Origin of the sequence: Alicyclobacillus cycloheptanicus, from assembly GCF_028751525.1 — a bacterium.
GTDB classification, from domain to species: domain Bacteria; phylum Bacillota; class Bacilli; order Alicyclobacillales; family Alicyclobacillaceae; genus Alicyclobacillus_L; species Alicyclobacillus_L cycloheptanicus.
The window spans coordinates 2,413,153-2,430,851 of sequence record NZ_CP067097.1 but is presented as its reverse complement, the minus strand read 5'-3'; the positions used below and the strand labels follow the sequence as shown (position 1 = coordinate 2,430,851).

At 60.3% G+C, this 17,699-nt stretch carries 14 protein-coding genes and 1 riboswitch; of the genes, 5 read left to right on the top strand and 9 right to left on the bottom strand.

Going from position 1 to position 17,699, the window contains the following annotated elements:
• Positions 1 to 39: 39 nt before the first annotated feature.
• Positions 40 to 1,797 carry a FapA family protein gene (locus JI721_RS11130; protein ID WP_274454954.1) on the bottom strand — a complete coding sequence of 586 codons (1,758 nt, stop codon included), beginning with the start codon at positions 1,795 to 1,797 and terminating at the stop codon, positions 40 to 42.
• A gap of 271 nt (positions 1,798 to 2,068) precedes the next feature.
• Positions 2,069 to 2,153, bottom strand: a riboswitch (cyclic di-GMP riboswitch).
• Between the two features lie 155 nt (positions 2,154 to 2,308).
• Between JI721_RS11130 and JI721_RS11125 the strand changes: the two genes are divergently transcribed.
• A complete protein-coding gene (locus JI721_RS11125) occupies positions 2,309 to 3,667 on the top strand; it encodes a C1 family peptidase (RefSeq protein WP_407654022.1) in 1,359 nt (452 codons plus the stop codon).
• Positions 3,668 to 3,762: 95 nt separating this feature from the next.
• Here JI721_RS11125 and JI721_RS11120 read toward each other — a convergent pair whose 3' ends face one another.
• The 4 genes from JI721_RS11120 to JI721_RS11105 form a co-directional block, all read right to left on the bottom strand.
• Positions 3,763 to 4,656, bottom strand: a complete 894-nt coding sequence (locus JI721_RS11120) for a R2-like ligand-binding oxidase (protein WP_274454953.1) — start codon at positions 4,654 to 4,656, stop codon at positions 3,763 to 3,765.
• Between the two features lie 231 nt (positions 4,657 to 4,887).
• Positions 4,888 to 6,633 (bottom strand): adenine deaminase C-terminal domain-containing protein, encoded by a 1,746-nt coding sequence (locus JI721_RS11115; protein WP_274454952.1) that lies wholly within the window; start codon positions 6,631 to 6,633, stop codon positions 4,888 to 4,890.
• A gap of 4 nt (positions 6,634 to 6,637) precedes the next feature.
• Entirely contained in the window at positions 6,638 to 7,510 is an 873-nt protein-coding gene (locus JI721_RS11110; protein WP_274457817.1) for a pseudouridine-5'-phosphate glycosidase, read from the bottom strand.
• 101 nt (positions 7,511 to 7,611) lie between these two features.
• Entirely contained in the window at positions 7,612 to 8,559 is a 948-nt protein-coding gene (locus JI721_RS11105; RefSeq protein ID WP_274454951.1) for a carbohydrate kinase family protein, read from the bottom strand.
• A gap of 303 nt (positions 8,560 to 8,862) precedes the next feature.
• Here JI721_RS11105 and JI721_RS11100 point away from each other — a divergent pair, with 303 nt between their 5' ends.
• The 4 genes from JI721_RS11100 (at position 8,863) to JI721_RS11085 (ending at position 13,600) form a co-directional block, all read left to right on the top strand.
• Entirely contained in the window at positions 8,863 to 9,921 is a 1,059-nt protein-coding gene (locus tag JI721_RS11100) for a BMP family lipoprotein (protein WP_274454950.1), read from the top strand.
• Positions 9,922 to 10,035: 114 nt separating this feature from the next.
• Positions 10,036 to 11,571, top strand: a complete 1,536-nt coding sequence (locus tag JI721_RS11095) for an ABC transporter ATP-binding protein (protein WP_274454949.1) — start codon at positions 10,036 to 10,038, stop codon at positions 11,569 to 11,571.
• The gene (locus tag JI721_RS11090; RefSeq protein ID WP_274454948.1) at positions 11,568 to 12,683 is read left to right on the top strand and encodes an ABC transporter permease; all 1,116 of its coding nucleotides are present in this window, start codon (positions 11,568 to 11,570) and stop codon (positions 12,681 to 12,683) included. Before JI721_RS11095 ends, JI721_RS11090 begins: the two co-directional genes overlap by 4 nt.
• Positions 12,680 to 13,600, top strand: a complete 921-nt coding sequence (locus JI721_RS11085; RefSeq protein WP_274454947.1) for an ABC transporter permease — start codon at positions 12,680 to 12,682, stop codon at positions 13,598 to 13,600. The genes JI721_RS11090 and JI721_RS11085 overlap by 4 nt, the downstream gene beginning before the upstream one ends.
• A 623-nt stretch (positions 13,601 to 14,223) precedes the next feature.
• Here JI721_RS11085 and JI721_RS11080 read toward each other — a convergent pair.
• From JI721_RS11080 to JI721_RS11065, 4 genes are all read right to left on the bottom strand, one after another.
• A complete protein-coding gene (locus tag JI721_RS11080; RefSeq protein WP_274454946.1) occupies positions 14,224 to 14,727 on the bottom strand; it encodes a PaaI family thioesterase in 504 nt (167 codons plus the stop codon).
• A 239-nt stretch (positions 14,728 to 14,966) separates the two neighbouring features.
• Positions 14,967 to 16,112, bottom strand: coding sequence for an acyl-CoA dehydrogenase family protein (locus tag JI721_RS11075; RefSeq protein ID WP_274454945.1), 1,146 nt, complete (start codon positions 16,110 to 16,112; stop codon positions 14,967 to 14,969).
• 277 nt (positions 16,113 to 16,389) lie between these two features.
• Complete coding sequence (locus JI721_RS11070; RefSeq protein WP_274454944.1) at positions 16,390 to 16,911, bottom strand: CcdC family protein; 522 nt, start codon at positions 16,909 to 16,911, stop codon at positions 16,390 to 16,392.
• A 464-nt stretch (positions 16,912 to 17,375) separates the two neighbouring features.
• Positions 17,376 to 17,588: a hypothetical protein gene (locus tag JI721_RS11065; RefSeq protein ID WP_274454943.1), complete on the bottom strand. Its 213-nt coding sequence runs from the start codon at positions 17,586 to 17,588 to the stop codon at positions 17,376 to 17,378.
• Between the last annotated feature and the right edge of the window lie 111 nt (positions 17,589 to 17,699).

The following is a 17,699-nucleotide window of genomic DNA, read 5'->3' as shown; positions in this document are numbered from 1 at the left end:
ATTCGCCGGCGGCGAGTGCCTTTGTTTACGGCACCTCGTTCATCCGCGGTACACCACATTGTGCTGGGTCTGCGCGTTGCGGTGACGACTGCGCCCGACCTGAAGCAGCGTGTTGGGATGTCGAACGCCGATCCCGATGACGCCGCGAACGTTTTTCACCTGGACGCTGCTTTCTGTGCCCAGCGGCGTCCCCAGTTCATCCACGCGCACCGCGTTCTGGGCCGTGAGAAAGCCGCCGCGAACCGAGCCCTTGACGACAATGTGACTGCCCGACTCCAGCGTGCTGACGTACACCCCGTGCTGCATCACGGAAATGTTCCCCGATGCCCGGACAGAACTGGAGGTGACACCGCCTGCGCGAATGTGGTGGGCGTCACTGGTCGACGACGCCTCCATATGTTCCAGCACGTCGCCCACCATCCGGCGCAGCTGCTCCACATCTTCAGGCAGCAGGCGCGTCCGTGAAATGCCCGTCCACTTGCGCTTGAGCAGCGACACCAACGCCTTGTAACGGTCGTCAAAGGACGCGATGCCGTCCACATCCTCGCACACGATGTGAAGGTTCTCAGCCAAATCGTGATGCCGCCGCTCCAGCAGCACGTCCGCGAGCCGGCGCCGCATCGTCTCGGTGCCCGCTTCAGCGTGGTCCGACAAGCCAACGTGTACCAGCAGTTGAAGGTACTCCTGGCGAAATTGATCCACGTCTTTGCGAATCCGCCGAAACAAGGGAAGCCATTTTTGATAGATGAACTTGGACTGGCCGGCAATCACCTGCGACCCGATGACGCTGCCGCCCACAAACACGCCCTGTTCGCCCATGATGCGCGATTGCAGGACGGCACCATTGATTCGGATTGAGCCAGTGGCCTTGATGAAACAACCGTCCAGCACGGAGCCGGTGATAAACACGTCGCCGTCAAACTCGATGTGTCCATCTTTGGCCGTCACGTCGCGCGGAATCAACAGTTCCGGCAGCACGTCAATGTAGTCAGACGTAAAAACAGGCCGTCCGTCGCGCACGGCGACCAGACGTCCGGCCAGCTCCTTCACGCCCTCTCCAATGCGGGTTGCAGGACGCGGCGTCGGCGGCGAAATCACCCGCCCGTAGACATCGACGCCGGGCGTCGACGGTTCCCCTGGCTCGATGGTCGCGATGGTCGTGCCGACGGACACGGTATCGACGCGCATTCGCCTGCCGAGCGGATCATACACTGCAGGCAAGGGTACTGGCACGTACGTCGGCGGCTTGCCGAGCAGGACCGGAATCCCCCGCAATACAGTGGCTTCCCCACCCTGCCTGGACTGGCACAACTGCTCGATCGCGACGGTGTCCACGGTCCCCACAAACCGTTGTCGTTCGAGCAGGGTCAGGACATCCGCGGGCCGAGGCAGTTCAGGCCACGTCTCGGTTTCTCCCACCTCGAGCAGGGCATGACGCACGTCCTGCACATCCTGCAGAAAGCAGCGATGCCCTGGCGAAACCTCGAGGCGCGCGGATACGGTGACCCGGTCCTCCGACACGCGGAACACGAGGTCCGCGGCCGGATCGACCTGTTCGAGTTCCACGCGGATGGTCTGACCAGCGTGAACCAGGATGCGCCCGACCCGCTCTTCGTCGTCCACGTACACCCGAAGCCTGGTGTCGCGCGGAACCACGAGCGTCGCAAAGGACCCGGGCCCTTCCGGGTTGGTCACGAATACCTCGTTGTTGCGGATGGTGACCGTCCCATGCACCGCAGCACCCGAAGACATGGCGATGTCCGCGGTGTCGATGTCGTCCATCTCTTCCGTCTTCACCGCGGTCCGTTGTCCCCCCGGCAGAAGTGCGGCCTCGCTTGCCTCACTTTGACCGACTGCGGCGGTCTTTTTGTCGTGGCGGTGATTCAATCGCCCTCGGAGTGACCTCCAAGCCATAACAAGCTGAAAACTTTGCATACCGCGTTTCCCCTGTCCAATTCTCTGCGCCAGTTCGCTTCTGAATGTGTAGGGGACGCTTCCACCAACCTGTCCAGGCCAGCAAAATAAAAGGCAACCCATGCAAACGCAACAGGCTGCCATGTGAAAACGTCGTGGCAACCCGGCTGTCATAGACTGCTGTCCGTAGACCCGTGGCTTTGCGTCCCAGCGTTTCCACTGGTTTGCCGTTTACACTCGCTCGTATGATTTGTTTCTCTCCTACCAGCTTGAATCATTTTTCGACAAATTGCAAGTCTTTGTCGAATCGTGTCGTAAATGGTGCGCGCCGTTCGCAGCCGGTACAAACCCCCCGGCGTTATAATAACGATGAAGTCGAAAGGAGCGAGGTTGGATGTCCATTCCATCAAAGACGCTGCAAGCAGAGGGTACCCTGAGCGCGGAGCAGGTCGCTTCGTACGCAGCACAGTTCCAGGCTTCGCCGCTCAACCAGGTCCGGATGAATGCAGTCGCCACCAGCGGAATTCAAGGGGTCGCGACCAATCGGGCGGCGCTTGTGCAGATGCAATTCACCTTTTCGAACGAGATCGAAACGGGGCCCGTCACGAACCAGAAACAAAGCGGCCGATGCTGGTTGTTCGCAGGGTTAAATGCGCTGCGCGCAGACATCGCCAAGGCCAATCACATGAAGCCCTTCGAATTATCTCAATGCTACCTCATGTTCTGGGATAAACTCGAGAAAGCGAATTATTTTCTGGAACGCATCCTCGATACGCTGGAGGAACCCACGGACAGCCGCATCGTCCAGTGGCTGCTGCAAGCGCCGCTGCAAGACGGCGGGCAGTGGGATATGTTTGTCAACCTGGTGGACAAATACGGCGTCGTCCCGCAGTATGTGATGCCGGAAACATTCCACAGCGGGAAATCCGCACAAATGAACAAACTGCTGAGTCAAAAACTTCGCAGCGCCGCTGCCGAAATTCGCCGCCGCCACCGCGCCGGGGCCGATACGGCCGGGCTGCGGGCGTTCAAAGACGAACACATCGGCGAGATCTACCGCCTGCTCGCGTATTTCCTCGGACAACCGCCCACCGTTTTTGACTTCGAATACCGCGACAAGGACGACCTGTTTCACCGCGATGCCGGCCTCACGCCGCAAGCGTTTCTCGCCAAGTACGCAACCATCGACCTCCACAATTATGTCAGCATCATCAACGCGCCGACGGCCGACAAACCGTTTGGCAGGACGTACACCGTCCAATACCTGGGCAATGTGGAAGGCGGACGGGATGTCCTGTATTTGAACGTGGACATTGAAACCTTCAAACAACTGGCACTCGCTCAAGTGCTGGAAGGCGAACCGGTTTGGTTTGGGTGCGACGTTGGACAGATGAGTGAACGCACGCAAGGCATCCTGGACACGGCCGTGTTTGACTACGAGGGCGCCCTCGACACCAGCTTCGAGATGTCCAAGGCGGACCGTCTGGACTATGGGGAAAGCCAGATGACGCACGCGATGGTGCTCACCGGCGTGAATGTGGTGGATGGCCAGCCAACCCGTTGGAAAGTGGAGAACAGCTGGGGCAAGGACGCCGGAAACGACGGCTTTTTTGTGATGAGCGACGCGTGGTTCGAAGCGTTCATGTACCAAATCGTGATCGACAAAAAGCACCTGCCGGATACACTGGCCGAAGCCTTGCAGCAGCCGCCGATTCAGCTGAAGCCCTGGGACCCGATGGGGTCGCTGGCGTAAACGCCGGCCAAGGGAACAGCCCCGGAGCAGCGGAACATCGGCGCTCACCGGGGCTGTTTGTGTACCCGTGGGCGGCGTCCGGGGGCGGGCGGCGATTAGATGACCCCGAGCGCTTCTTCCGAGGTCTTGTAGAGCTCTTCGATGGTCTTTTCCTTCGCACGCGCCAGTTTTTCGAGACGCAGGGACAACTGCTTGGCGGTGAAGGCCATGATGTCCGAAGGCTCCACGTAGCCGGGTTCGCTTCGGTCCGCATCAGACAAACCGCTCTCGTTAATCTGCATCGCGAGCGGCGCCAGTTCTGCGAGTTTGGTCTGGATGTGGTCGTACAGGGACGGTTTTTCACAGATGAGCCGCTGCAGGAGGAATGTGCCGTAGGCGATGTGCCTCGACTCGTCGCGCTTGAGGTAGTCGATGCCTTTCAACAGCCCCGGGAAGGTCCCCACCTTCGCCAAGCTTTGGTAGAACGAATAGTATCCGGTCTCCGCCAGCACACCTTCGACAAACATGTTGTAAACAACCGAAGCGTCTGCGATGGCCTCCGGCGACGTATCGTGCACCAGGCGGTTCATGGCGCTCGGCAAAATTTCATAGAAGACCTTCCGGTAAGGCTCAGCATGGAAGTGCGACAGGTCTCCATCCGCGCCGACCGCGTTCAGAAACAGGCGGAAAAACTCCGTGTGTTTCGCTTCCTCAAACAGGAAGGTGGTCAGAAACATCTCCTCTTCGATGCGCCCTTCCTTGGCAACCGTCATGATGAGCGGCAAGAGGTCGAGTGTGACGGCTTCCTCGCCTGCCTGAAACATGGACACGAGACGCAGGATTCTCCGCCTGGCATCCGGAGTCGATTCCTCCCAGTCCTTGACGTCTTGAGAAAAGTCGATATCCACCGGATTCCAAATGCCCAGCCGTTTTGCCTTTTGATACAACCGATACGGCAGTACATCCTCGCGCAATCCGCGCGGGCTCGTCGTAATGACCGTTTCTCGCATCCCCAATCCCTCCGGACCGACCTCCCCTGGGACCGCCCCGGCGCCCAAGGTGGTGATTTCAGTTTGATGCTGCACCGCCAACCCGCAAAGCGCCCGCCAAAACGACCAGTCGGTTGAAAACGTTCACACAACTGCGTAGTTCGATTTGGAATATTTCGTTTTCATTACCCCCACTATATCACGCCCCTGGCGGCGTTAGAACCTCTTTCGCCGCCAGGAACAGCCTATTTTTTACGACAAACTTCGCGCTGGAGCCAGCACCCGGTCAGTCTTCACCTCGTACAGCCCGCGCTCAGTCAAGCGCACCGCCGGCAGGTGTGTCGCGGAGAGGAACAACAAGGTGTAAACCGGGTCCTCGTGGGCGTACCCGAACGCGCGCATCTGCTCATCGAAACGCCGCGCCGCGTCCATGAGCGCATCCATTGGTTCGAGACTCATCGTCTGGAACATAGGCATCGCCATTTCAAACACGCAGTCCCCCTGGTTGCGCAGGCAAATGCCGCCGCCGATCTCGATGACTCGCTGGAGCGCCCGCGCCATTTCCGTTTGATTCCGTCCAACGACGACAAAGTCTCCCGTCAAGGCGTGCGAGCTCGCGACCGCGTCGAAGTCTCCGAACCCGCGCAGCACCGCGGTCGTGCCCCACGCGCCCATTCGATCAATCACCGCCGCGTACAAGCAGCCTGGGCAATCCGCCAGCACCACACGGCCGTCTTGCACCGGCAGGGGTTCCTCCACCAGGCGTGTGATGACTGCGTTGCGCAGTTCAATCACCGGGACGTTTCCGTCAGGACCCGCCTGAACGTCGAACCAGTCGGGTTTCACCGCGCGGTCTGTGACCGCAAGCGAGCGAACCCCCAGCGCGGCCCAGTCGACGGACGGCTGCGGAACCGTCAACTGCCCGTCCTCCGCCACGATGTGACCATCCACCATGACGCGCCGCGGCGTCGGGTGCCGCAAATCCTCCAAGAAGAGAATGTCGGCAATGCGGCCCGGCGCAATCCCGCCCAAGTCTGCATCCAAGCCATAATAGATGGCCGGGTTCAGCGAAGCCATCCGATACGCGGCCGCAGGCGGCAGTCCCTGCTCAATCGCGATGGAAACGCACAAATCCAACGTGCCCGCCGACAGGAAAAACGGCGATGCCCCATCGGTGGTGAACATCAGCCGGTCCCACGCGGTGAATCCTGTGTCCAAGAGCCCCCGAATGAGGTGCGGCAGGTCCGGCCGGATGGACGAATGCCGCAGCGCCGCGTAATACCCGAGGCGTACGCGGGCCCACACATCCTCCGCGGAGATGCTTTCGTGACAGGCCGTCGCGCCGCCGGCCGCCATGACGTTCAAGGTGTGGATGGAAGCCCCCGGGTTGTGCGTCTCGATGCGCTTGCCCGAGGCCCGCGCAATGGCGACCCGTTCGACCATGCCAGGGTCGAGATCGAACAACATCTTCCACCCTGTCAACTCGCCCGCCTGCAGCACGGATGGATGGTCCATCGTGCGGCGGATGCGGTCTGGTGTAAACTTCTTCATCTCATCGCTGTTGCCCATCTGGGGGTCCAGCCGGCACCACCAGTAGCTCTTGACGGGCAGCCGAGACAACACCTCGAATACGCGTTCCATCTCGGTTTGTTCAAGGTTCAGAAAAAACGGCATGTTGTCCTGTAACACAGCGGTGGTTCCGCGTGCCACCGAGTACGCCGCAAAGGTCTGTGGGTTGTACATCAAACAAGAATGGGCGTGCGGCTCGAAATACCCCGGCACCAGGGTCTGGCCGGCAGCGTCCAGCACGACCGTACGCTCGTCCACCATCGGATCACGATCGCCCACGTACGCGATGCGTTTGCCCGACACGACGACATGGGCTTCGCTGACTTCGCCGGTATACACGTTGAGGACAGCCGCATTGCGAATCCACGCGTTCGCAGGAGAGAGGCCGCGCGCCACGCGAATCAGTTCCGTCAATTCGGCCGAGTCCACCGCGCTACCCCCTCGCTGCATAGGCTCGCGCGATGGCCGCGCCAACCGCCGCGTTGTTTTCAATCAGCCGCACATTCGCCTGCAGGGATTTCCCCTCGGTCAGGCGTTCGACCGCGGCGAGCAGGTAGGGCGTGACCTCTTTCCCGACGATCCCGTCCGCCTCCGCCTGCCGCAGCGCCGCTTCGATGGCTTGCCCGATGTCCGCTGGCGGCAGCTCTGCGTCTTCCGGAATCGGGTTGCCGACCAAGAGACCCCCGCGCAGTCCAAGCGACCACTTCACGTGCGCAATCTGCGCAACCTGGTCGGGCGTGTCGACCCGGTAGCCCGCCGCAAATCCACTGTCGCGGGTGTAGAACGCTGGGAACTGGCTGGTCTGGAAGCCAAGCACGGGGACGCCGAGGGTCTCCAGCACCTCAAGGGTGCGCCCAATATCGAGAATCGCTTTGGCGCCCGCGCACACAACCACCACTTCCGTCTGGGCCAGTTCCTGCAGGTCCGCGGAAATGTCCATTGTATCTTCGCCGCCTCTGTGAACGCCGCCGATACCGCCCGTGACAAACACGTGGATCCCCGCCAAGCGCGCGGCAATCATCGTCGCCGCCACCGTGGTGGAAGCCGTCTGCCCAGTCGCAAGCACCACCGGCAGGTCGCGGCGGCTCGCCTTGACGACGTGCCCGGTCTGCGCCAGTGCTTCAATTTCCGCGTCCGTCATGCCCACGCGAATTTTTCCATCCTTGATAAAAATGGTGGCGGGGACAGCGCCGCCTTCGCGAATGATGCGCTCCACCGACCGTGCCGTTTGCACGTTGGCAGGATAGGGCATGCCATGCGTGACAATCGTCGTCTCCAGCGCGACAATCGGCTTTCCTTCCGACATCGCCTGCTGCACCTCTTCGCTGTATACCAGGTAGTCCGCTGCCACGCTGTCCAGCGCGCTGCCAAGCAGGCCCCCCGCTCGATTCGTTGTCAAGTTGCTGTTCATTGTTTGTCTCCCTTCCCGCGGCGGTCCGACACCGCATGGACTGGGTCGGACGCACGCTTGAGCACGGACGCTGTCGACGCCACCATCTGCGCAGCCAGTCCCTGCGCGTAGTCGACCGCCTCTGCCCACGCCATTTTCGTATAAATTCCATAGATGATCCCGGCGGTGAACGCATCGCCAGCCCCGGTCACGTCCACCACTTCCACGCTGCGGGCCGGGACCAGCCCGGTCCACGCCGCGGTATCGACATGCACGCCTTGCTCGCCCAGCGTGCAAATCACAGTTTGAACCCCGCGCGCCCGCAGCGCGCGCGCCGCACGCGCGACATCTTCCAAGGTTGCAACCGGCATGTCCGACAAGGCAGCGAGTTCGTCCCGGCTCGGTGTAATGACGTCGAGCCGGCTCAGACATGGCAGCAGCCGCAGGGCCTTCGGGACCGAGACCGGATCGGCAACGGTCACCGCACGCGGCGACTCGTCCCGCGCTGCATCCAGCGCCAAGGACAAGACATCCGCCGGCAGATTCGCGTCCAGACACACCACTTTTGCATCGCCAAACGCGCACCGGCGTGACGTCAGTTCGACAGGAGACAGGTGGTCCATAATGGCCATATCCGCCACCGCGATTTCCATCTCGCCGGAACGGTCCATGACGGCCAGATACGTCCCCGTCCGTTCACCTTCCACCGGGAACACGTGTTCGACATCCACGCCGACGTCCTGAAGGTGCCGCAGGACCTCCTGCCCTGCCGCGTCGTCGCCGACAGGCGCCACCAGCCGTACTGGACATCCGAGCACCGCGAGGTTTTCCGCGATGTTGCGGCCCACACCGCCGAACGTCCGCCACACCGTCCCTGGATTGCTGGTGTGAAGCGCCGTCTCGTCACGCAGCCGCCCCTTGATGTCCAAGTTCGCGCCGCCGACCACCACCACTATACCGTTCATGCCACTGCCTCCCCTGAATCTCCTTGAAATTCTACACGTTTTTCGACACGTGATCCAAACGACTCTTCATCCGTCCGCATCATTTCTCAGGGAATAACACACACTGGCATTTGTCGAAAAATATATTTGCCGCCATCGGGAGATCCAATCGCTTCACACCTTCATTTGTGCTATTTTTTACGCTGTAGATGTTGTCGTGTTTCGACAAACTCTGCGATTCCGGCGGAATCGCGCTAGAATCCGTTGACGGGGACAAGCTTGTCGAGCGTATGACGGATACACAAAAAGAGGGGGCTCAGTACCATGAACAAAAGGAAATGGGGCGTCGGTGTCGGTGCAATGCTGGCGTTGTCCACCCTGGTGGCTGGCTGCGGCACGGCAAACAACACCTCTGGCGGCAACGCGAGCGGGAATGGCACCAGCGGAAGTGGAAGCAAATTCAAAGTCGGACTGGTGCTGGACACCGGCGGACTGAACGACCACAGCTTCAACCACCTGGCCTATCTCGGGCTGCAAAAGGCGGAGAAACAGCTGGGTGTCCAGGGCGAGTATGTCACGTCCAACTCCGCAAACGACTACGTGCCCAACCTGACCCGGTTTGCACGTGACGGAGACAACGTCGTCATCGCCGTCGGTTACCTGATGGAACAAGCCGTGGAGAAGGTTGCGAAAGAGTATCCAAACACCAAGTTCCTCATCATTGACGACACCATCACAGGCTATCCGAACGTGGCCTCTGCCGTCTTCAAGACGGAACAGTGCGGCTACCTGGCGGGCGCAATGGCCGGCCTGATGGAAAAGGACAAGAGCATCAAGGGCATCAACAGCCAGAACGTGCTGGGCGTCGTCGGCGGACAACAAATCCCGCCAGTGACCTCCTACATTGCCGGCTTTGAGCAAGGTGCTGAGAAAGTCGACCCGGGTGTCAAGGTCATCGTGAAGTACGCCAACAGCTTTACCGACCAGGCAACAGGTCAGCAACTGGCGCAGGATGAGATTTCCCAGGGTGCCGATATCATTTTCCCAGTTGCAGGCGGGACGGGAACCGGATCGATTGAAGCGGCCAAGGATGCGCACGTGTACGCGATTGGCGTCGATGCGGACCAGAACTACATCGCGCCCAGCACCGTCATCACCAGTGCCACCAAGGGCGTGGACACCGCGACCTTCGACGTCATTCAACAAGCGCAGGCCGGCACATTCAAATCCGGCGTGCAGTACTTTGACCTTTCCAACAACGGCGTAGGCATCGCGCCCCCGAACAGTGCGGTTCCGAAGTCCATTATCAATCAGGTCAATCAGATTGCACAGCAAATCAAGAACGGACAGATTACGGTGTCCGCGAACATGCCGAGTCAGTAATCCACACCAGTTTCCAGGAAAGGGGGAGTCCACCATTCTTCGGCGAACCGCCGGACAATGCGCCTCCCCCTCTTCTTTTGGATCTGAATCCACCTATAGGCGGGGCGATCCACAATGGAAGGATTTCTTGAAGTCAAAAACGTGACAAAAGCTTTCCCTGGCGTCGTGGCCAACGACCACGTGAACCTCTCCCTGCGCCAGGGCGAAGTTCATGCCATTCTTGGCGAAAACGGTGCCGGAAAGTCGACCTTAATGAAGTTGATTTATGGCCTGTACCAGCCCGACGCGGGCGAGATTTGGCTCGAAGGCCGCCCGGTGCACTTTCACAGCCCGCGTGACGCGATTCGCGCCGGGATCGGCATGGTGCACCAGCACTTCATGCTCATTCCAGCCCTCTCCGTCGCGGACAATGTGGTCCTTGGCGATGAACCGGGCAAAATCCGCTACGACCGCCGGGAAGCGATTCGCCGTGTGCGCGCCTTGTCTGAGCAATACCGGCTGGCGATTGACCCAACTGCCAAAATCGGTTCCCTGTCGGTTGGACTGCAGCAGCGGGTGGAAATCTTGAAGGCGTTCTACCGCAAAGCAAAGGTGCTGATTCTGGACGAGCCTACGGCCTTGCTCACACCGCAGGAAACGGAGGAATTGTTCGAAGTCGTGCGCCACCTCAAGGCAGAGGGCGTTCCGGTGTTGTTCATCAGCCACAAGCTCGATGAAGTGCGGGCGATTGCAGACCGCGTCACGGTGATGCGCGCCGGCAAAACGGTCGAAACAGTCCCTGTTGCCGGTGCCACCGCGCAGGAACTGGCCAACCTCATGGTGGGCCGGGACGTGGTCCTGCGCATCGACAAAAAGCCAGCAGAACCAGGACCGGTTGTGCTCGACGTGCGCGACGTCCGGGTCCACGGCGCCGACAAACAGGAGCACGTACGCGGCGTGTCGTTTCAAGTTCATGGCGGAGAAATCTTCGGATTGGCAGGCATTGACGGAAACGGTCAGTTTGAACTGGTCGACGCGATTGCCGGTTTGCTGCGCGTGTCCGGCGGGGCTGTCCACTTTGACGGCCGGGACATCACCCATCTCAGTCCAGCGGACCGCACCACGGCTGGCATTTCCTATGTTCCGCAGGACCGGCAGTTGGACGGATTGGTGCTGGAGTTCGACCTGGTGGAAAACACGATTTTGCGTGATTTCCGGCGCCGGCCGTTTTCGCGCGCCGGCTGGCTCAACCGGGTGCCCGCGCTGCGCTACGCAGAGCGGCTGATTGAACAATTTGACGTGCGCCCGCGCAACGTCCATCGTAAAGCGGGAGAACTCTCCGGGGGCAATCAGCAGAAGGTGATTCTCGCCCGGGAAGTCGCTCGTGATCCAAAACTGTTGATTGTCGCCCAGCCCACGCGTGGACTGGATGTCGGCGCGATTGAGGGCATCCACCGCGAATTGATTCGCCTGCGCGACGAAGGCAAGGCGGTGCTCTTGGTATCGCTGGAACTGGACGAAATCCTCAGTCTGTCGGACCGCATCGGCGTCATCCATCACGGAGAAATGGTGGACATCGTTCCCGGAGACACTGCGACGCGGGAACAGATTGGCCTGTTGATGACGGGCGTACGTCCGAACGGTGCGACGGAGGAGGTGACCAACGCGTGAACAGCGTATGGCAGAATATCGGACGCAATATCGGCATGCCGCTGTTGGCTTCGTTGTTTGCCATTGTGATTGGCGGAATCATTGTCGCAATCATCGGGTTCAATCCATTGGTCGTCTATGGTTCGCTGGTTTCCGGCGCCTTCGGAAACCTCTACAACCTGGGCTCGACGCTCAGCGGCGCGGTACCGCTGATTCTCATCGGACTTGGCATCGCCATCGCCTTTAAGGCCGGCCTGTTCAACATTGGCGCAGACGGTCAGTACTGGGTTGGCGCGATGGCGTCCGTCTGGATTGGCTACCACTTCACCGGCATGCCCGGCTTCCCCCACATCCTGCTGGCGTTGCTTGGCGGCATGTTGGCAGGCGGCATCTGGGGCGGCATCGTACCGGGCCTCGCCAAGGCGTACCTTGGGGCTCACGAGGTCATTACGACCATGATGATGAGCTACATCGGGATCTTCCTGGTGGAGTACATGATTGAAGAGCCTCACGCGCCCATGCGCCAGCCAGGGTTTTTCCCGCAGTCTCCGCAAATTGCGACCAATACCCAGTTGGCGCCGTTCCTGCCGCTGCAGGTGTTTCAGCAGTCGCAATTGTCGGTTGGACTGTGGATCGCGCTGGCTGCCGCGGTCGTGGTGTGGATTCTCCTGCAGCGAACCACCTTCGGGTTTCAGGTGCGGGCGGTCGGATTCAACCAGCGCGCGTCTCGTTACGCGGGCATTCGCGTGCCGCTGTACACCGTGCTGACCCTCGGCATCTCCGGCGTGTTCGCAGGCCTTGCGGGCGGTGTGCAGATGCTCGGCGTTCAGTACCAGTTGAACGACAGCTTTGCCTCTCAATATGGGTATACGGCCATCGTCGTGTCGCTGCTCGCCCGAAACAACCCGTTCGGGTGTGTGATTGCTGGCATCTTTTTCGCCGCGCTCAACACCGGCGGGCAAAACATGCAGCAGGTTTCCGGTGTACCCGCGAGTTTGACCCAGGTGCTGACCGGTCTCATCATTTTCTTCGTAGCAGCGGAACGTCTCATCCCGATGATGCGGGCATGGGTGCGCCGGCGCCGGCCGGATGCGCGTTCGCATGCCGCAGATGAAGGAGGAACTTTGGCATGACCGTATTAGCAAACCCACAACTGTGGGCGGGTACCCTTTCCCTCGCCGTGCCGCTCGCGTTCCCGGCGATTGGCGGAACCTTCTCGGAGCGTACCGGCGTGGTCAATATCGCGATGGAAGGCATCATGCTGGTCGGTGCGTTCTTCGCTGTCGCCTGTTCGCACTGGACAGGCAATCCGTGGCTGGGCCTGTTGGCCGCGATGGTCGCCGGCGGGCTCGTTTCATGGATGTTCGCCTGGGCCGCGATTCGTATCGCCGCAGACCAGGTTGTGCTCGGGATGGCCATCAACTTCTTTGGCGCCGGCATCACAGCGTTTTTGCTCAACACCATCTTCGGATACAACGGTACACCAACATCCACGCCCGCGCTGCCGATGGTCACGTTCCCGGCGCTGGCCAACGTTCCCGTGCTGGGCTGGTTTTTCCACCAGCAAAGCGTGCTGGTGTATCTGATGCTGCTGCTGGTCATCGTCTCGCACTGGTTCCTGTTCCACACACGTCTCGGCTTGCGCATGCGAGCCGTTGGGGAAAATCCGCTCGCAGCGGACACCCTTGGTCTCAATGTCTGGCGCCTGCGGTATACAGGCGTGATCATCGGCGGCGTGCTCTCCGCCATCGGCGGCGCGTATCTCTCGATTGGGATTTTGAACAGCTTTGACGTCAACATGACCGACGGCCGCGGTTACATCGCACTGGCCGCGATGATCTTCGGAAAGTGGACGCCCTTCGGCTCGTTCGGCGCTGCGCTGCTGTTCGGATTCGCGTCGTCCCTCGGCAACGTGCTGCAAGGGAGTAACGTGCCCACCGACTTGATTGCCATGCTGCCATACGCACTGACGATTCTCGCGCTGGCAGGCTTGGTTGGACGAAGCACTGCGCCGGCCGCGGACGGGATTCCGTACCTGCCGAACCGGTGAGCGGAGGCTGGCAGGCAGGGCCGGCTGGCGGGGCTGGCAGGCAAGGCCCCGATAAGGAAGGAAAGATGCCTAATGCGTCGGGATCCCATGGCCATCGCGGGGCTTAAGGCAGGAAAGGTGCCCTAAGCGCGAGGGCGAGCAGGTTGCAGGCGGCGGCTTAAGGAAGGAAAGACGCCTTAAAGTGGACGGGCCGGCACCGCCGGACCCACGCTAAGGAAGGAAAGGTGCCTTAGAGCCGGAGGCCCGGTCTGCCATAAGGTAGGAAAGGCGCCTTATACGTCGGGATCCGACAGCCCTCACGGCAGCCTAGGGAAGAAAGGACGCCTTAAGTGGACGGGCCGGCACCGCCAGACCCACGCTAAGGAAGGAAAGGTGCCTTAGAGCCGCCGGGCCGGCCTCCACAATGTAGAAACGGTGCCTGAAGCGGTGGTGGGGCGAACCGAGCCCTGGCCTCACCCAGGCAACAACGTCGCCCCACCCGGCCCTTGCCTGACCACAGCGACCCAAATCAAAAAGGCTGCCGCACACGCCGCAATGGTACGTGGGGCAGCCTTTTTCTTCGTCGTACGCGCCTCTTCTGGGCCACGCCTGTTTGATACATCTCGATGCCTGATACGCCGGCCTTATCCCTTCGACACATCTCGCTTCTTGTGGTAGAAGGTGCCCGCCGCCGTTGCAACAATGCGGCCTTGGTCATCGTGCACCTCGCAGCGCGCGGAGTTGATTTGCGAGCCGCCTGCGACGACTTCGCCGACACCCGTGATGGAGCCGCTAACCACGGGCAGGTGATAGCGCACGTTCAAATCGACCGTCACACCAGGCCGAGTGCTTTTCAGAAAGCTCGCCATGCCGAGCGTGTTGTCACAGAGATAGGCCATGATGCCGCCGTGCAGGATGCCGCCAGGATTCATCATCCAGTCCCTGACGGGGATGGTCAGTACCGCGCGGTCATCCTCCACGCGACGATGTTCACCGAGAAACTCGTGCAAGAAGTAGGTTGCGCCCTTTCGCTCCCGTGCTCGCTTCGCCGCGTTGGCTGCGTGCAGGGCCATCTGGAGATCGGCTTCATCAAATTCTGCTAACGCCGCCAGGAGGTTCTCCTTGCCAGTCACTTCCGTCGTCGTCATCCACCATCCACTCCACTCCGATGTGTCTCTACGTCATCTTACCGCTTCCGCGATGGGGATGCCAGCCAAACCCTTCCGGACGGTCGGTAGGTCTCGCAAACACGCCGCTACGCCCACGCACCCCCGCACGACACGGCCCGCAGAGCATCGCCCGGCCCGGCTCACTCCACCGCCCGGCTCACTCCACCGCCCGGCCGGCTGCGCTCAGCTCCGGCCCGCTCACTCCACCGCGCATCGGGTTACAGGCCGAGGCTTTTCGCGATGATGGTCTTCATGATCTCGTTGGTCCCCGCGTAGATGGACATGACCGGCACGTCGCGGTACCGGCGGGCAACCTTGTACTCCTCCATGTAGCCGTACCCGCCGTGCAACTGCATGCAGGCTGCGACCACTTCTTTCACCATGTCTGTATGCCAGTACTTCGCCATGGACACCTGCATCACCACGTCCTCGCCGGCGATGTGACGGGCAATGAGCTGATCGAGAAACGCCCGCCCCAGTTCGATTTTTGTCGCCAGCTCCGCAATCGTAAAGCGGGTGTTCTGGAACTTGCTGATGGGCTGTCCGAACGCCTTGCGCTGCTTCACGTACGCGATGGTCTCCTTCAGCGTCTCCTCCGCCGAGGTCTGTGCAGCGATGGCTACGACCAGCCGCTCCTGTTGCAGCTTCTCCGTCAGGTACTGGAACCCCTTGCCCTCTTCGCCGAGCAAATTGGACGCAGGCACGCGGCAGTTGTCGAAAAACAGTTCAGCGGTATCCTGACTGTGCTGACCCACCTTTTCCAGCTGCCGTCCCCGTTCAAATCCCGGCGTGCCCCGCTCCACCCAAATCAGGCTCATGCCTCGATGCGGCGGATTCGCATGCGGGTCCGTTTTGCACACGACCAGGACCAGGTCCGACGCGATCCCGTTTGTGATAAACGTCTTCTGCCCATTGAGGATATATGTATCACCGTCGCGCACGGCCGTGGTTCGGACACCCGCCAGGTCTGAGCCAGCACCCGGTTCCGTCATCGCGATCGCGGTGATGATGTCCCCGGTGACACACCCTGGCAGCCACTTCTTTTTCTGCGCCTCCGAGCCGTACGACAGTAAGTAAGGCAGCACAATGTCGTTGTGCAGCCCAATGCCAGTCAGCCCGCTGCCGACCCGCTCCAATTCTTCGCCAATCACCACGGAATACGAAAAATCCACGCCCGCACCGCCGTATTCCTCGGGTACACTGGGCCCCAGGTACCCCTGTGCTCCTAGTTTCCGCCAGAATTCACGCGGCACCCGGTGCTCTCGTTCCCATTGGTCAAAGTACGGCACGGCCTCCTTTTCCAAAAACTTGCGCAGCGCCGTCCGGAACATCTCGTGTTCTTCCGTGAGGTATAAATGCTTCACCCGAAACGTCTCCTCTCGTCCATCTTTACACCCAATTTGCACGATACTGAAAATAATCATAGCGTTTGTAGAGAGACGTTTCAAAAGGTGGCACAGCCGCTCAGCAGCCACTCCATCCAACCTGCGCAAAACGACGCATGAGCGCGCTGCGGCTCCGGGAGGTTATGGATGCGGAAAGACGCTGGGTGAGAGGGCGAGGACGAGACCAGACCGAGGGCAAGGGCAGACAGAATGCGGGGACAGCGCAGCTGAGGGGGCCGGCCCGCTCGCAGCGCAATCAGGCCCGCCCCGGCTCACTTTCGGGAGACAAATCCAGCTCGGCGCTCGTCCCCAGCTGGCGCTGGAGCTTGCGGTACTGCAGCAGCATCGCGACACGCCAAGGCGCAATCATGCCGAATGCCAAAATGAAGAACAGCGACCCTGTCTGCACAATCGTCACATACTGCTCCACGTACTGATGCAACACAATCCGCAGAACCAGCAGTGCAAGCAGAATCAGCACAAATCCCTTCGAGCGCTTCAGGAAAATCTGGTTGTCCACGATGCGCATCTTCGAAGTCAGAATCAGCGGGTACGAGAAAATGAGCCCCGCGCAAAATGCCAACCCTGCGTACAGCCACGGGTCGCGCGTCTGCGGCGCGAGAAACATCAGAAACCCGGTACTCATCCCGAGCGGCGGCATGATGATTTTTCTGGCCGTAACCGGCCTGTTGCTGCCGCGCGTCCGTACAAAGATAACGGTCAGTGCAAAAAGAACGGTAATCACCGTACTCACGATTTGGCCCATGTGACCCGACATATGCAACACCTGCCTGCTTCCAGTTTAGACCTTGACCCCCTTCACTGTCTGCCCTCAATCGCAACAATTTATAAACACTTTGCCCCAGATTCCGACAGTTTTATCCTCGGCCATGATCCTGAATAATCCATGAAGCACCCCGTAGACCTTAGCGAGGGCTCCCGAGAGTTGATCCCTCAGCCCGAAATGAGTACCATCTCTTGTCCGTAGGAACCCTAAGGTCCTGCTGCACTCTCCCAATAGGCGCTCACTCCAATCGATTTCGTCAAGGCCGAGTAATCGGTCGCACACGTTGTTGGTCAGCACCGGCAATCCCGAGCTGTTCATGTTCGTAAGGACGACAATCCCGACTTCTCCTCCGGGAGCAGGGTAACCAAAGCTGAAAAGCCGTCGATATTGCCTCCGTGATGGATCCGCTGGTGGCCCCGGTACGGTTCGATGAACCACCCCATCCCGTAGTTCATCTACGGCGTTTCGGCGAATTTCCACGGATACAGCTGACAGACCATCTGACGCTTGTGCAGTTCGGCCAGGTTGCGCTCCGAGACGATACGTTCCCCGCCCAACTCGCCGCCGTTCAGGTGCAGTGTCAACCAGTTAGCCATGTCCAGGGCGTTTGAGTTGATGGAGCCTGCCGGACCGATGGTCGGGATGTCGCGAAATGGAATGTTGTTCACCGTCCCGTCCTCCTCCTCGTGATACGGGAATGCGTAATTCGGCATTTTATGGTGGCCCCACTTGTCAGGACAGGATTTTTTGATTTCTAAGCTATAGACCCTTTTTCCCTG

What these genes read in the sequence shown, in the direction of transcription:
- JI721_RS11125 (WP_407654022.1), top strand. Translation starts at nt 2,309, where the DNA reads ATGTCCATTCCATCAAAGACGCTGCAAGCAGAGGGTACCCTGAGCGCG.
- JI721_RS11120 (WP_274454953.1), bottom strand. Translation starts at nt 4,656, where the DNA reads ATGCGAGAAACGGTCATTACGACGAGCCCGCGCGGATTGCGCGAGGAT.
- JI721_RS11110 (WP_274457817.1), bottom strand. Translation starts at nt 7,510, where the DNA reads ATGTCGGAAGGAAAGCCGATTGTCGCGCTGGAGACGACGATTGTCACG.
- JI721_RS11105 (WP_274454951.1), bottom strand. Translation starts at nt 8,559, where the DNA reads ATGAACGGTATAGTGGTGGTGGTCGGCGGCGCGAACTTGGACATCAAG.
- JI721_RS11100 (WP_274454950.1), top strand. Translation starts at nt 8,863, where the DNA reads ATGAACAAAAGGAAATGGGGCGTCGGTGTCGGTGCAATGCTGGCGTTG.
- JI721_RS11095 (WP_274454949.1), top strand. Translation starts at nt 10,036, where the DNA reads ATGGAAGGATTTCTTGAAGTCAAAAACGTGACAAAAGCTTTCCCTGGC.
- JI721_RS11085 (WP_274454947.1), top strand. Translation starts at nt 12,680, where the DNA reads ATGACCGTATTAGCAAACCCACAACTGTGGGCGGGTACCCTTTCCCTC.
- JI721_RS11080 (WP_274454946.1), bottom strand. Translation starts at nt 14,727, where the DNA reads ATGACGACGACGGAAGTGACTGGCAAGGAGAACCTCCTGGCGGCGTTA.
- JI721_RS11070 (WP_274454944.1), bottom strand. Translation starts at nt 16,911, where the DNA reads ATGTCGGGTCACATGGGCCAAATCGTGAGTACGGTGATTACCGTTCTT.